We start from the raw sequence: 14,148 nt of genomic DNA, 5'->3' as shown, positions 1-14,148 counted from the left end.
CCCTCGTACTCAAATTCCATGAATCAAAGCCCCCCAACACCGGATGCGACGACCATCTTCGCGCTCTCGAGCGCGCCGGGTCGCGCGGGCATCGCCGTCATCCGCATTTCCGGACCGGCTGCCCAGGGCGTGCTGCAGAGAATGGTGGCGCCGATACCCAAGCCACGCGTCGCTGCCTTTCGGACCATTCGTCATCCCGAGACAGGCGAAGCGCTTGACCGTGCGGTCGTGCTTTGGTTCGCGGCGCCTTTGTCCGAAACAGGCGAAGACGTCGTCGAGTTCCAAGTCCACGGCAGCCGCGCCGTCGTCGCTGCGCTTCTGTCCGCTTTGGCCACCATGCCCGACTGCCGCCTGGCCGAACCCGGAGAGTTCGCCCGCCGCGCCTTCGAAAACGGCAAGCTCGATTTGGCCGAAGTCGAAGGTTTGGCTGACCTCGTTGATGCCGAAACCGACGCCCAGCGCCGCCAGGCTCTCGCCCAGGCAGGCGGCGCATTGTCGAAACTCTATGACGGCTGGCGCGCGCGCCTGATCGAAATTGCAGCCCTCACCGAGGCCGCCATCGACTTCTCCGACGAGGGCGACGTCTCGGCATCATCATTCGCCGAAGCGCGAAAACGTGCGGAAATCTTGGCGAAAGAGATCGCGGCGCATCTCGATGACGGTCATCGCGGCGAGATCCTGCGCGACGGCTTCCGCGTTGCTTTGCTGGGCGCACCGAACGCCGGAAAATCTTCGCTGCTGAATGCGCTTGCGCGTCGTGATGCGGCCATCGTCTCCGCCGAAGCCGGAACCACGCGCGACGTCATCGAAGTTCGCCTCGATCTCGGCGGTCTGCCGGTCATCGTCTCCGACACCGCCGGCATTCGCGAAGCCGCAAGCGAAGTCGAACAGGAAGGCATCCGCCGCAGCCTGGCGGCCGCCCGCGACGCCGATCTGATTCTGTGGCTGACGGAAAAAGGTGAAAAAGACGAGTCGATTCCACCGCTTGGCTTTTCACGTGAAACAAGTCTTGTAATTCGTTCCAAAGCCGATCTTCCACATGAGTCGCAGATGGAACCGGACTTTGGCGATTTGGCCATCTCCGCGAAGACCTGCGCGGGTCTCGACCGTCTGATCGCAGTCATCTCAGAGCGTGCGAAACAGGCTGTCGGCTCGCAAACGGACCCCGTCATCACCCAGGCGCGCCATCGGCAGGCCCTCGAAACGGCCTTGGCCGACGTGACCGCTTTTCTGGCTGAAAGCCCCGAGTCCATAGAACTCCGGGCCGAAGATGTCCGCCGCGCCGCCCAGGCTCTGGGCCGGATCACCGGCCGCGTCGACGTCGAGGACGTCCTTGACCAAATCTTCAGCCGTTTCTGCATCGGCAAGTGAGTCCAAAAAGTTTCACGTGAAATGATTCTTTGGATTCGCAAGCCTGGATTTTTCTCCCTCCCGCCCAAACTCTCGATTCTGCCGCTTCCGGCCGATTCTGCGGCTTCCGGCCGGCTCGACGAAGGAGAGTCGGAAGCCGCGATCAAAAAAATGAGGGCGTTTCGCCTTTTGCCGTGCCTCAGGATTTGCGCTAAATCCCGCCAATGAACCGATATGACGTCATTGTCGTGGGTGGCGGACACGCCGGAACCGAGGCCGCAGCGGCCGCGGCGCGTATGGGCGCGCGGACGGCGCTCGTCACGCACGCCTTTGCGACTGTCGGCGAAATGTCGTGCAATCCGGCCATCGGCGGCCTCGGCAAGGGCCATTTGGTCCGGGAAATCGACGCCCTCGACGGCCTCATGGGCCGTGTCGCCGACGCCGCCGGCATTCAGTTCCGCCTCCTGAACAGGTCGAAAGGGCCTGCCGTCCACGGCCCGCGCACCCAGGCCGACCGCAAACTCTATCGTCAGGCCATGCAGGCCGAAATCTCAGCGATTCCAAACCTCGACGTCATCGAAGGCGGCGTCGAGGACTTGATCGTCGAAAACGGCCGGGTCGAGGGCGTGATCCTGGCCACGGGTGAGCCGCTCCGCTCCGGTGCCGTCGTTCTGACGACCGGCACGTTCTTGAACGGCCTCATTCACATGGGCGAGCAGAAAATCCCAGCGGGTCGCGCAGGCGAAGCCCCGGCCCTGAAGCTGTCGGATCGGCTCTATGCCCTTGGCCTGAACCTCGGTCGCCTCAAGACCGGCACCCCGGCGCGCCTCGACGGCAAGTCCATCGATTGGTCCGGCCTCGAAATGCAAAAGGCCGACGACGATCCGGTGCCGTTCTCGTTTTTGACCGAGACAATCGCGACGCCCCAAATCGCTTGCGGCATCACCTATACGACGCCGGAAACCCACGACATCATTCGCTCCAATCTCGCCCGTTCGCCGATGTATTCGGGCCAGATCGAGAGCGTCGGCCCGCGCTATTGCCCCTCGATCGAGGACAAGATCGTGCGCTTCGCCGACCGCTCGGCACACCAGATTTTCCTCGAGCCGGAAGGCCTGGACGACGACACGATCTACCCGAACGGTGTCTCGACCTCGCTTCCCGCCGACGTTCAGGAAGCATTCCTGAAAACCATGCCGGGGCTCGCAAACGTCGTTATCAAGCGGCCGGGCTACGCCATCGAGTATGATTACGTCGATCCGCGCGAACTGACGCCGGGTCTCGAAGTGAAGCGCCTGCCGGGCCTGTTCCTGGCGGGCCAGATCAACGGCACGACCGGTTATGAAGAAGCGGGTGCCCAGGGCCTGCTGGCCGGCATCAACGCCGCGCGAACTGCCGGGCGATTAACCATAGATTCATATACAACGGATTCACGTGAAACCGTTTATTCAGAAATGGATTCACGTGAAACGTTCAGTATTTCGCGCACATCCGGTTATTTGGGCGTCATGGTCGACGACCTCGTCACCCGCGGCGTTTCCGAGCCCTATCGCATGTTTACGTCGCGGGCCGAATTCCGCCTGAAACTCCGTGCTGACAATGCCGACCAGCGCTTAACGCCCGAGGGCATCCGCCTCGGCGTCGTCGGGCCGGAGCGCGCCCGGGCCTACGAGGCGAAAGCGGAAGCCCTGTCAGACGGCCTTGACTTGTTGAACCAACTCTCTCTCACCCCGACCGAAGCCGCCCGCCACGGCCTCACCGTCAATCGCGACGGCCGCCGGCGCAGCGCTTTCGATCTCCTGGCCTTCCCGGACATTTCGCTGGAGCGGCTAAAGGCCGTCTGGCCCGAGATCGATCGCATTGAACCCAAGATCGCCGCTCAGCTCGAGGTCGACGCCCGCTACGCCGCCTACCTCCGCCGCCAGGACGAGGATGTGGCCCAGCTGAAACGCGATGAGGCCGTCCGCATCCCGGATGACTTCGATTACGCGAGCTTGCCCAGCCTTTCGGCCGAAATTCGCCAGAAGCTCATCCGCCACCGCCCCGCGACCATCGCCCAGGCTGGACGCATCGAGGGCATGACGCCCGCCGCGCTTTTGACCCTGCTCGCCCGCCTCAAGGCCGCCAAGAGCGAAAAATCCGGCCGTAAGTCTGCCTGATGGCCCGCTCCCACACGGAAGCCCGTATCGATACGCCGGCCGCGTTCCAGGCCCGGTTCGGCATCTCGAATGCCGTCCGCGAAAAGCTGGAGACCTACGAAACCCTGCTGAAGAAGTGGCAGAAGACGATCAACCTCGTTGCCCTGAGCACCCTGGACGATATCTGGGACCGCCATTTCGCCGACAGCGCCCAGCTTTGGCCGCTCCGGCCCCCAGAGGCCAAAACCTGGCTCGATCTGGGCTCCGGCGCCGGTTTTCCGGGCCTCGTGCTCGCGATCCTGGCCTCCGAGACCGGCCAGACCCACCACACTCTGGTTGAGAGCGACAGCCGGAAAGCAGCCTTCCTGCGGGAGGTGGCCCGCCAGACCGGCGTGGCTGTGGACATTCTGTGCATGAGGATCGAAAATCCCGAGACTCACGCTAAAGTAGGCGTGGCCGACTGCGTCACCGCGCGCGCGCTCGCACCGCTGTCCAAGCTGGTTGAGATCGCAGCGCCGTATTTCGGGCCTTCTACGCTTGGGTTTTTCCTGAAAGGCCGTGACGCCACGGCCGAAGTCGAAAAGGCAGCTCAGGATTGGCAGTTTGCCTTTGAGCTGATTCCAAGCGTGACGGAAGAGGACGGCCGCGTTGTGTTGCTTAAAGCGTTGAAACCCCGGGTGTCGAAACCCAAGACGGAGGGATAACCCGTGGCCGGCTACGTATCAGGCGCGGGCAGTGCAAACGCGGGTCCGCGTGTCGTCGCCATCTCCAACCAGAAGGGTGGCGTCGGCAAGACCACGACGGCGATCAACCTCGGCACCGCACTCGCTGCCGTGGGTGAGCGCGTGCTCGTGCTCGACCTCGATCCCCAGGGCAACGCTTCGACTGGTCTCGGCATCGATATCGAAAAACGCTTCCAGACCTCGTTCGATATTCTGACGAGCGGCGTCGCGATCCTGGATACGGTCCTGAAAACGGCCGTTCCGAACCTTTTCGTCGTGCCCGCAAACAACGATCTCGTCGGCATCGAGCCGATGCTGGCCGCCGATCAAAACAAGGCATTCAAGCTGCGCGACGCCATCACCGCGATGGTCGGACACCAGCGCACGCGCGATCCCGAAACGCACTTCACCTACGTGCTGATCGACTGCCCGCCGTCGTTGAACCTGCTGACGCTCAACGCCATGTCGGCGGCGGACGCGGTCATCGTTCCGGTCCAGTGCGAATTCTACGCGCTCGAAGGTATTTCGCAGCTCAAAGACTCGATCGAACAGATCCGCGCAACACTCAATCCGCGCCTTGAAATCCAAGGCGTCGTGCTGACGATGCACGACCAGCGCGTCTCGCTCTCTCGCGAAGTCGCAGCCAACGTCCGGGCCTTTTTCGGCTCGAAAGTCTACGACACAGTCATTCCACGGAATACGCGCATTGCCGAAGCCCCCTCACACGGCAAGCCGATCCTTCTCTACGATTACGACTGTGCCGGCAGCCAGGCCTACATGCGCCTGGCGACAGAAATCATGGAACGCGAGCGGCGCTTCAAGGCCGCTTGAGACATGTAAGAAACGAGCGGATTTAAAGAACAAACCGATCAGCAGGGGACTGAAAAGCAGATGAACTCGATGGTGCCGAAGAGCCGCCTGGGCCGTGGCCTTGCCTCTCTCATCGGAGAGCCGGCGCCGATGGGGCATCGCCTGCCGCCGGAAGGCGAGCAGCGCATGGTCTCCATCTCCGAGGTCAAGTCGAGCCCGCTCAACCCACGCAAGGATTTCCGCGACGACGAACTGGCCGAGCTGGCGGAATCGATCCGCACCAAGGGTCTCGTCCAGCCCATCGTCGTTCGGCCGAACGGCATGGCGGGCGGCTATGAGATCGTCGCCGGCGAACGCCGCTGGCGCGCCGCGCAGAAGGCGGGCATCCACACCATCCCCGTCATCATCCGCGAACTCAGCGACCGCGAGGTTTTGGAACTCGCCATCATCGAAAACGTCCAGCGCCAGGACTTGAACGCCATCGAGGAAGCGACCGGCTATCGCGAGCTGGTCGAACGGTTCGACTATAGCCAGGAGCAGGTCTCCGAGATCATCGGCAAGAGCCGCAGCCATGTGGCGAACACGCTGCGCCTTCTGAAGCTGCCCGCCGACGTGCAGTCGCTTGTCCAAAGTGGCCAGATCAGCGCCGGTCACGCCCGCGCTTTGATCGGCCGCGAGGATGCCGGCAACATCGCCAAGCAGATCATCGACAACGGCCTGAACGTTCGCGATGTCGAAACGCTGGTGCAGACGTTCGGCGAACCGGGCAACACCGGCGGCGGCAACCGCCGCGCCCGCGACAAGGACGCCGACACCAAGGCCTTCGAGAAGGAGCTGACGGATCTCCTGGGCCTCAAGGTCGAGATCCGCAAGGCGTCCGGCGAAAGCGGCACGCTCATGATCCGATATGGCAACTTCGATCAGCTTGACTATATCCGCCAACGGCTGGGCGGAGGCTGACGATTTTAAGCTTTTCTCGCCTTTTCGGATGAGGATGGCTTGATTATCCGGCGCTGGCTTGATGGTGTGCGCTCGCTTGGGTTCGAACGTCGAACCGAACCGCACGAGACGCAAGACATGAGCGAAGAAAATACCCTGGTCCGGCTCGCCACGTTGATCCACACGCGGCGCTCCGACACTTCGGGGAAGTCCTATACATCTCAACTGCTGACCGCCGGCACCGAACGCTGCGCCAAGAAGTTCGGCGAGGAAGCGGTCGAATTGGTCATCGCCGCGATGGGCACCGACGACAAGGCGGTGCGCGCCGAAGCTGCCGATGTGCTCTACCACCTGCTGGTGCTGCTTGAATCCCGCCAGATCGCCTTCGCCGATATCCTGATGGTTCTCGACGGACGTATGGGCACTTCAGGTCTCGAAGAGAAAGCTTCTCGCACCAAAGGCACGACGTGAACGCGCGGTACACACCGAAGAGACGAACGAAGACGCGTGACGACGCGCGGCTCGAAAGCTTGCCGTTTTCTCCCTATCGTGTTTTCACCCGCGAGGAATGGGCGAGGCTGCGCGCTGACACGCCGATGACGCTGCAGCCAAACGAGCTGGAACAGCTCTCCGGTATCATCGAGGAGCTGTCGGTCGACGAGGTCGAGCAGATCTATTTGCCGCTCTCGCGCCTTCTCAACCTCTACGTCGCCGCTGCGCAGAAGCTTTATTCCGTTAGCTCTGAGTTCTTAGGGCGCAAGGATACCAAGGTCCCCTTCATCATCGGCGTTGCCGGGTCGGTTGCGGTCGGCAAGAGCACGACGGCCCGCGTTCTGCGGGCGCTTCTGGCGCGCTGGCCGGACCATCCGCGCGTCGATCTTTTGACGACCGACGGCTTTCTCTTTCCCAATGCCGAGCTGGAGCGTCGCGGCCTGATGGCCAAGAAAGGCTTTCCCGAAAGCTTCGATACCGAACGGCTTTTGCGCTTTCTGGGCGATATCAAATCCGGCCTCACGAGCGTCGCAGCGCCCGTCTATTCGCACTTTCAATATGACGTTCTTCCCGGTCAGGAAGTCCTGATCGAGCAGCCCGATATTCTCATTATCGAAGGCTTGAATATTCTGCAGCCGGCCGAAATGCCCAAAGACGGCGGCACTATTCCGTTCGTTTCAGATTTCATCGATTTCTCGATTTATATCGACGCCGATCCGGCCGTGATCGAGAATTGGTATTTGACGCGTTTCATGCGTTTGCGTTCGACCGCATTTCGCGATCCTGGCGCTTACTTCCATAAATACGCAACCCTCGCCGCTGATGAAGCCCGCCATGTGGCGTTGAAGCTTTGGCGCGAGATCAACTTCCAAAACCTCGAAGAGAATATTCTGCCGACGCGGCGGCGCGCTCAGCTCATCCTGCAGAAAAGCGAGAGCCACCGCGTCGAATCCGTATTCCTTCGCAAGCTGTAGATTTGCACATCTTCTCCAAATTTCGGGCAAAAAAAATGGGCCGCTTGGGGACGCGGCCCTGGCGAGTGATCACAGGAAAGATCGCTCTATAGTCGACGATTTGAAAAGGGTTTGGTGTCTTCGAAATAAGGGGTTTTAGCGGCCGTGCTGAATGAGCGCCAAAATAGGCTCCGCAGCCACCGGCACTGCGGTTCTCATTTCCTTCGCAAGCTCGATGCGCGCCTTCATCGCAAAGACCTTATATTTGTCGCGAAGTCGCCGAATGGCCGACGGGTCGGAATATCCCATCATGCGAATGGCGGTGGTCGGCTTCATTTCGGGGTGAACACGCAACAATTCGTCCAATCGGGCGATCCGGTCGCTATCATCAATGCCGGTCCCTTTCGGGCGGCCGCGTCGGACGGGAGCGTGAAGCATTTTTTTTGAACCTCGAAACAAAGCGATTCAGTAATTTCGAGATTGCGGCAAGTTAAATCGTAATTCCAGGGAGAATAATTGTGAGTTCGAATTGGACACGAAATACCCCCTAAACATTCTCCCGCCCGACAGGTTCAACTCAAAATAGAGATATCAATACGCCCCGGAATGGGGTCCGGGGCGTAAAATGACCTTACGAAATAATGCCGTGTTGCCGGGCATATTCCGAGAGCGAAACAGCCGGCCGGGCGCCCGTATGGCTGATAATTTCCGAAGCCGCCAAACTAGCGAGCCTCCCGGCGGTTTCCAGATGCAAACCTTTTGCATACCCGAAAAGGAATCCCGCCGCATATAAATCGCCGGCGCCCGTCGTATCGACGACCTCTTCAACGGGGAAAGTACCAATTCGAATTGTTTCGCCTTCGAAGTGAATTTCGGAGCCTTTTGCGCTTCGCGTCAGAACCGCCAGCTTCGCATCGGCACGCGCTTTTTCCGCCGCAAAATCGAAGGATTCCGTTTGGTAGAGCGATTTGATCTCGGATTCATTTGCGAAAAGAATATCGATGCCGGAGCGAATGAGTTTTAGAAACTCATCGCGATGGCGATCAACGCAAAAGCCGTCTGAAAGCGTCAGCGCCGTTTTTCGCCCCGCTGCTTTTGCAGCTTTATGCGCCGACCGAAAAGCGGTCATCGCTTGCGGCTGATCGAAGAGATAACCTTCGAGATAAAGAATGGACGAAGCGCGGATCAATTCGAGATCGAGTTGCGTTTCTTCGATATTCGTCGAGATGCCGAGATAGGTATTCATCGTGCGCTCGCCGTCGGGCGTGACGAGAATGAGAGAACGCGATGTCGGCGTTCCATTCGAAATCGGCGATGCGCCGAATTCAACTCCGATAGAGCGAATGTCGTGTGAGAAAATCCGGCCGAATTCATCGTCGGCAATCGTACCGATGAACGCTGCGCTTCCGCCGAACGACGCAACGCCTGCAATGGTATTTGCGGCCGATCCGCCCGATGTTTCGATCGCAGGCCCCATGCCCGAATAGATCTTCTTGATCTCGTCCGCATCGACGAGCCGCATGCTGCCTTTCGCAACGCCGACGTCGGCGAGAAAAGCTTCGTCGCATCGCCCGATAATATCGACGATCGCGTTACCGATCCCGATCACGTCGTAACGCGCATCAGTCATGAAGGTCCCCTTTATTCTCAGATGAAAAGCGCTGGCACTATAGGGAGGCGCAGCCGACCTGCAAGCAGGCCTTAGCGGCGGCTCGCCGCAGCGGCATATATCGCAGCCATTGACGACAGCGCCAGGATCAGGCGCTCGGCGATGACGTCTTCAAGATTTGATGAGAGGCGCGCCGTTTTCGCCGCTTCCGCGATTCGCCGCAGCGCCTGGTCGAGCTGGCCGCGCGACCAACTGCGAACCTGCCGCGAAAACAGATCTTTTTGCTTGAAGAACAGCGGCGGTCGCAGCGATTTCAGCGCATCGTCGAGCCTTTGCCCGGCATCGACATCGCTGCGCACGCGATGCAGCTTCAGGAAATAGCGCTGCAGAACGCCAATGATCATCTGCGCATTTTCACCCGACGCCATTGCGCGCCCGAAATCGCCGATGGCGTTTTTGGTGCGCCCGTCGGCCACAGCTTCGGCGATCCGCTCGACCGCGAGGCCCGCCGCGTCGCCGACGAGCATATCGACGTCTTCGAAGGTGATCTGCTGTCGCCCGAGACAATAAAGCGCCAGCTTCTCGATTTCCGAGCGCGACAGCGCCCGGTCGGCGCCGAGGCGGCTTTGCAGCAGATCGCGCGCATCGCCGTCGATCTTGAGCTTGAACGACGTGAGCACATCAGAGATGAGTTCGTCGATATCGGCGGCGGTATCCGGATAGCAGGCGATCGCATAACACGACGCCTGCTTCTCAAAGAGCGCGCGCAGCGTGTCGTCCGCTTTCAGGTTTCCGGCTTCGACGATCAGCAGACCTTCGAGCGGCACCGACGCCAGAATGGGTTTCAGCAACTGCGCTGAGATCTTTCGCCCCGCAATCGCCCTGACGATCCGCCGTCCCGAAAACATCGGACGTGTCTGGAGCTCCGTCTCCAATAGCCCAGTATCGTCGTCGAGTTCTGTCTCATCGATCTTGAGGATTTCGCCCGGCGGATTTTCGCGGCCCGCCAGAACGCGCGCCAGCGTCGCCGAGCGCTCGCTGACAAGGCCCGGATCGGAGCCGTGAAACAGCACAGCCGCTAGATCGGCTGGTGGCGCCTTCATGAAGGCAGCGGCTTGTTGTGGTTTGACGGCGGCCATGACCAAGCTCTTACAGGGCAGCAGCCCCGAAATGAAGAGCGGCTAGGCTTGATTGCTTGCGAGAACGGCGAGCAGTCGCGTGCGAAGCTCTTCGCCGACCGATTCGGCCGCGCGGTTCTCAGCGTCCTGCCGGGCCTCGACGTTGGCGAAGATCGACGACACGCGATCGAACGACGCCCGGCCGTAGCTGGAGCCCGTGGCAACGACTTTCTTGTCCGACAGCCGCACAAGGCTGTAGGAGGCGTCGATGCCGTAAATCTGGTTGCCCGCGTTGCCGTCGACCGCGACGAGCATCGACGTGACGGATTCGCGGATTGCGATATCGAGGCGATACTTCGGCGGTGCGGGAGACCCGCCGCCCGTCGTCTGGAAGATCAGTTCGTTGCGGATGCGCTGTCCGACACGGCCCGGAATCGGCGCGACATCTACCGACGCCAGCCGCTCGTTGATCGCGGAGCCGTTGATCAGCGCCGAGCCATAGAGCGGATGAAATCCGCCGTTGCCGCAGCCGCCAAGTACAGTAAGTGTCAGAAGTGCGGACGTCAAAAACAGGCCACGTACAGCCGCAAGGCCGTACTTTCCCCCCAGTCCAATCCGCCCCTCAACCAACGACATTCACGATCCTCTGCGGAACGACGATCACTTTCTTCGGCAACCGCCCTTCAAGAGCACGCGCCACCGTCTCAAGCTTCAACGCCGCCGCCTCAACTTCCTCGGACTTCGCACTGCGCGAAATCACAAGTTCGTCCCGTCGCTTACCATTAACCTGTACGGCAATGGTCACTTGATCGTCAACGAGTAGCTCAGCCTCAGCGGCGGGCCACGGTTCGTTCGCGACCAGCGTGTTGTATCCGAGCCGCGCCCAGCATTCTTCCGCCAAATGCGGCATCATCGGGCCGATCATCAGAACCAGAAGTTCGGTCGCTTCGCGAAGTGCCCACGCCGTCTCAGGATTCCGCTTCGATAGTGCGGATTGGAGAACATTGGAAAACTCGTGGACATTCGCCACAGCGACGTTGAAACGAAGGGCGTCGATGGCTTTGCCGACGCCGTCCAGCGCTCGGTGTGCGGCCTTTCGAACCTCCAGCGCCTCGCCGCTGAAGGAGGCCGGCTTCGCACCTTTCTCGCCCGGATAAGCCTCTGCAACCTCTTCGACGATTCGCCAGACGCGCTGGATGAAGCGCCCGGCGCCCGCCACACCCGCTTCCGTCCAGATAACGTCACGCTCCGGAGGACTGTCGGAGAGCATAAACCAGCGGGCGCAGTCCGCGCCGTAATGGGCGATGATGTCATCGGGATCGACGAGGTTCTTCTTCGACTTCGACATCTTCTCGATAGAGCCGATCGCGGCCGGTTTTCCCGTCGCGATCTCGGTTGCCTTGCGGCTCGCACCTTCGCCTTCCAGCCGAACGTCGGTCGGCAACAGCCAGGTCCCGTCTTCGGATTTGTAGGTCTCGTGCGTGACCATGCCCTGCGTGAACAGCGCCGCAAACGGCTCGCGCGTGTTCGTCGAAAACGTCAGATGACCGGTGTCGCACATCGCCCGCACGAAGAAGCGCGAATAGAGCAGATGCAAGATCGCATGCTCGATGCCGCCGATATATTGATCGACCGGCAGCCAGTATTGCGCCGCGCTTTTATCGACCGGTGTCGGCGCTTCCGGTGCCGTGAAGCGCACGAAGTACCAGGACGAGTCGACGAACGTGTCCATCGTATCGGTTTCGCGCAAAGCCGGCTCGCCACAAATCGGGCACGTCGTGTGCTTCCACGTCGGATGCCGGTCGAGCGGATTGCCGGGCTTATCGAACGTCGCGTCTTCCGGCAGTTCGATCGGCAGGTCTTTTTCCGGCACCGGCACAGGGCCATGCGTCTTGCAGTGAATGATCGGGATCGGGCAGCCCCAATAGCGCTGACGCGAAATGCCCCAATCGCGCAAGCGATAATTCACTTTGCGCGCGCCCTGCGGCTTTGATCCGAGCTTCTGCTTTTCGAGCCGCTTCGCCGCTTCCTCGAACGCGGCATCCGTCGAAAGCCCATCGAGAAAGCGCGAATTGATCATCGTGCCATCATCGACGTAGGCCTTGTTCGTCAGTGCGAACGTCTCGGCCTTCTCGCTAGGCGGCAGAATGACGGGCACGACCGGCAGCTCGTAACGCAGCGCGAAATCCATGTCGCGCTGGTCGCCGGACGGGCAGCCGAAGATGGCGCCCGTGCCGTATTCCATAAGCACAAAATTCGCGACGTAGACGGGCAATTCCCAGGTCTCGTCGAACGGGTGCACAACGCGAATGCCGGTGTCGAAACCGCGCTTTTCCGCAGCTTCGATTTCGGCGACGGACGTGCCCATGCGCCGGACTTCGTCGCAGAATGCCGCGAGCTCCGGGTTCTTTTCCGCCGCAGCTTTCGCCAGCGGATGGTCTGCTGCGACCGCCAGGAACGATGCGCCGAACAGCGTGTCGGGTCGCGTCGTGTAGACTTCAAGCTCGTCGAAACCTTTAGGCGCCGTCTTCTGATTGAGCGCCCAGCGGACGAGCATGCCTTCCGAGCGGCCGATCCAGTTCGCCTGCATCAGGCGCACCTTCTCCGGCCATTTATCAAGCGTATCAAGATCGGAGAGCAGCTCTTCGGCGTAATCGGTGATCTTGAAGAACCATTGCGTCAGCTCGCGCTGCTCGACGAGCGCGCCGGACCGCCAGCCGCGGCCGTCGATGACCTGCTCGTTCGCAAGCACCGTGTGATCGACCGGGTCCCAATTCACCTTCGACGACTTACGATAAGCGAGGCCTTTTTTCAGCAGATCGAGAAAGAGCTTCTGCTGGTGCCTGTAGTAAGCGGGTGAGCACGTCGCGATCTCGCGCGACCAGTCGAGCGACAGGCCCATCGACTTGAGCTGTCCGCGCATTGTGTCGATATTGGCGTAGGTCCAGGCGCCTGGATGGACCTTCCGCTCCATTGCGGCATTTTCCGCCGGCATGCCGAAGGCGTCCCAGCCCATCGGATGCAGCACGTTGAAGCCCTTCGCCCGCTTGTAGCGCGCGACGACGTCGCCCATCGCGTAGTTGCGGACGTGGCCCATGTGAATGCGCCCCGACGGATAAGGAAACATCTCAAGGACATACGACTTAGGCTTGTTCTGATCCTCCGAGGCGCGGAAGATATCCGCCTCTTCCCAGATCGACTGCCAGTGTTTTTCACGCTCGGGCGCGTTGTAGCGTTCGTTGGCCATGGGGCCTGGATCTCATTCAAATGCTTGTCGGAACGCCGTAAAGAGCCCGAATGGTAAAAAGGGTCAAGGGATGGGCTCGCGCCGGGGCGTCCCTGATCGACGCAGTGCCGGCGGTTGCCGGCACAAGGAGTTAGCCAAATACACTTAACACATTGAAATAAAAAGGCACCCAGCCGATCGGAAGGGTGCCCTTAGAAACAGTGCCGTCGTGCCGAGCGCTCACGTCTCGGCACGACTAAAAATCAATCTCAGCACGTATGTGCGCCGGCACCGGCTTCGGCAACCGACTGATCCTGGACGCCGCTGCCGCCCGAAACGCCGATGGCGCCGACGACATTGCCATCCTTGTCCTTGAGCGGAATGCCGCCGGCAAAGATCATCACGCGATCATGGTTGGAGGCGTGAATGCCGAAGAACTGGTCGCCCGGCTGGCTGTTCTCGGCAAGCTCTTTGGTTGAAATATTGAAGGCCCGCGACGTGAACGCCTTGTTGATCGCGATATCGATTGATCCGATCCAGGCGCCGTCCATGCGGATGTGCGAAATGAGGTTCGCGCCTTCATCGACGACGGCGATGTTCATCGGCTGGCCGATTTCCTTCGCCTTCTTTTCTGCAGCGTCGATAATGCGGCGAGCGTCGGCGAGTTTCAGCATGTGGGGAATTCCTCTGCGGGGGTGGGATGGTTACGTTATGTAGTGCTGGAGCTTGACCACAAAATTGCGACACTTATTCACTGAGTGCCGGGATAGTTAGGGGAAGGAAAACAGCGA

The 14,148-nt window shown here is 60.6% G+C and carries 13 protein-coding genes; 7 read left to right on the top strand and 6 right to left on the bottom strand.

Annotated features, from left to right (window positions below; translation table 11 throughout):
• The first annotated feature begins 18 nt into the window (after positions 1-18).
• The 7 genes from mnmE (at position 19) to coaA (ending at position 7,425) form a co-directional block, all read left to right on the top strand.
• Positions 19-1,371, top strand: a complete 1,353-nt coding sequence (mnmE, locus tag HYPMC_RS21040; RefSeq protein ID WP_013950150.1) for a tRNA uridine-5-carboxymethylaminomethyl(34) synthesis GTPase MnmE — start codon at positions 19-21, stop codon at positions 1,369-1,371.
• A gap of 203 nt (positions 1,372-1,574) precedes the next feature.
• Entirely contained in the window at positions 1,575-3,509 is a 1,935-nt protein-coding gene (gene mnmG, locus HYPMC_RS21030; RefSeq protein WP_013950148.1) for a tRNA uridine-5-carboxymethylaminomethyl(34) synthesis enzyme MnmG, read from the top strand.
• On the top strand, positions 3,509-4,192 hold the full coding sequence (gene rsmG / locus HYPMC_RS21025; RefSeq protein ID WP_013950147.1) for a 16S rRNA (guanine(527)-N(7))-methyltransferase RsmG: 684 nt from the start codon (positions 3,509-3,511) through the stop codon (positions 4,190-4,192). The genes mnmG and rsmG overlap by 1 nt, the downstream gene beginning before the upstream one ends.
• Positions 4,193-4,195: 3 nt before the next feature.
• Positions 4,196-5,041, top strand: coding sequence for a ParA family protein (locus HYPMC_RS21020; protein ID WP_013950146.1), 846 nt, complete (start codon positions 4,196-4,198; stop codon positions 5,039-5,041).
• Positions 5,042-5,101: 60 nt separating this feature from the next.
• On the top strand, positions 5,102-5,980 hold the full coding sequence (locus tag HYPMC_RS21015) for a ParB/RepB/Spo0J family partition protein (RefSeq protein WP_013950145.1): 879 nt from the start codon (positions 5,102-5,104) through the stop codon (positions 5,978-5,980).
• A 117-nt stretch (positions 5,981-6,097) separates the two neighbouring features.
• Positions 6,098-6,430, top strand: a complete 333-nt coding sequence (locus tag HYPMC_RS21010; protein ID WP_041301166.1) for a phosphoribosyl-ATP diphosphatase — start codon at positions 6,098-6,100, stop codon at positions 6,428-6,430.
• Positions 6,427-7,425 carry a type I pantothenate kinase gene (gene coaA, locus HYPMC_RS21005; RefSeq protein ID WP_013950143.1) on the top strand — a complete coding sequence of 333 codons (999 nt, stop codon included), beginning with the start codon at positions 6,427-6,429 and terminating at the stop codon, positions 7,423-7,425. Before HYPMC_RS21010 ends, coaA begins: the two co-directional genes overlap by 4 nt.
• A 135-nt stretch (positions 7,426-7,560) precedes the next feature.
• Here coaA and HYPMC_RS21000 read toward each other — a convergent pair whose 3' ends face one another.
• The 6 genes from HYPMC_RS21000 to HYPMC_RS20975 all read right to left on the bottom strand — a co-directional run bounded on the left by HYPMC_RS21000 (position 7,561) and on the right by HYPMC_RS20975 (position 14,031).
• Positions 7,561-7,842, bottom strand: a complete 282-nt coding sequence (locus HYPMC_RS21000) for a hypothetical protein (protein WP_013950142.1) — start codon at positions 7,840-7,842, stop codon at positions 7,561-7,563.
• A gap of 193 nt (positions 7,843-8,035) precedes the next feature.
• The gene (locus HYPMC_RS20995) at positions 8,036-9,034 is read right to left on the bottom strand and encodes an adenosine kinase (protein WP_013950141.1); all 999 of its coding nucleotides are present in this window, start codon (positions 9,032-9,034) and stop codon (positions 8,036-8,038) included.
• A 71-nt stretch (positions 9,035-9,105) separates the two neighbouring features.
• Positions 9,106-10,152 (bottom strand): DNA polymerase III subunit delta, encoded by a 1,047-nt coding sequence (holA, locus tag HYPMC_RS20990; protein WP_013950140.1) that lies wholly within the window; start codon positions 10,150-10,152, stop codon positions 9,106-9,108.
• 42 nt (positions 10,153-10,194) lie between these two features.
• Positions 10,195-10,767 carry a hypothetical protein gene (locus HYPMC_RS20985; protein ID WP_013950139.1) on the bottom strand — a complete coding sequence of 191 codons (573 nt, stop codon included), beginning with the start codon at positions 10,765-10,767 and terminating at the stop codon, positions 10,195-10,197.
• On the bottom strand, positions 10,754-13,378 hold the full coding sequence (leuS, locus tag HYPMC_RS20980) for a leucine--tRNA ligase (RefSeq protein WP_013950138.1): 2,625 nt from the start codon (positions 13,376-13,378) through the stop codon (positions 10,754-10,756). The genes HYPMC_RS20985 and leuS overlap by 14 nt, the downstream gene beginning before the upstream one ends.
• 248 nt (positions 13,379-13,626) lie before the next feature.
• A complete protein-coding gene (locus HYPMC_RS20975; RefSeq protein WP_013950137.1) occupies positions 13,627-14,031 on the bottom strand; it encodes a heme-binding protein in 405 nt (134 codons plus the stop codon).
• Positions 14,032-14,148: the final 117 nt, after the last annotated feature.

The sequence above is a fragment of the Hyphomicrobium sp. MC1 genome (assembly GCF_000253295.1).
Taxonomy (GTDB): Bacteria; Pseudomonadota; Alphaproteobacteria; order Rhizobiales; family Hyphomicrobiaceae; genus Hyphomicrobium_B.
This window is presented reverse-complemented; position numbering and strand designations above follow the sequence as displayed.

Excerpts from the sequence above, each read along its gene's own strand:
- rsmG (WP_013950147.1), top strand. The coding sequence starts at position 3,509 with ATGGCCCGCTCCCACACGGAAGCCCGTATCGATACGCCGGCCGCGTTC.
- mnmG (WP_013950148.1), top strand. The coding sequence starts at position 1,575 with ATGAACCGATATGACGTCATTGTCGTGGGTGGCGGACACGCCGGAACC.
- mnmE (WP_013950150.1), top strand. The coding sequence starts at position 19 with ATGAATCAAAGCCCCCCAACACCGGATGCGACGACCATCTTCGCGCTC.
- HYPMC_RS20995 (WP_013950141.1), bottom strand. The coding sequence starts at position 9,034 with ATGACTGATGCGCGTTACGACGTGATCGGGATCGGTAACGCGATCGTC.
- HYPMC_RS21010 (WP_041301166.1), top strand. The coding sequence starts at position 6,098 with ATGAGCGAAGAAAATACCCTGGTCCGGCTCGCCACGTTGATCCACACG.
- HYPMC_RS20985 (WP_013950139.1), bottom strand. The coding sequence starts at position 10,767 with ATGTCGTTGGTTGAGGGGCGGATTGGACTGGGGGGAAAGTACGGCCTT.
- leuS (WP_013950138.1), bottom strand. The coding sequence starts at position 13,378 with ATGGCCAACGAACGCTACAACGCGCCCGAGCGTGAAAAACACTGGCAG.
- HYPMC_RS20975 (WP_013950137.1), bottom strand. The coding sequence starts at position 14,031 with ATGCTGAAACTCGCCGACGCTCGCCGCATTATCGACGCTGCAGAAAAG.
- HYPMC_RS21000 (WP_013950142.1), bottom strand. The coding sequence starts at position 7,842 with ATGCTTCACGCTCCCGTCCGACGCGGCCGCCCGAAAGGGACCGGCATT.
- holA (WP_013950140.1), bottom strand. The coding sequence starts at position 10,152 with ATGGCCGCCGTCAAACCACAACAAGCCGCTGCCTTCATGAAGGCGCCA.
- HYPMC_RS21015 (WP_013950145.1), top strand. The coding sequence starts at position 5,102 with ATGAACTCGATGGTGCCGAAGAGCCGCCTGGGCCGTGGCCTTGCCTCT.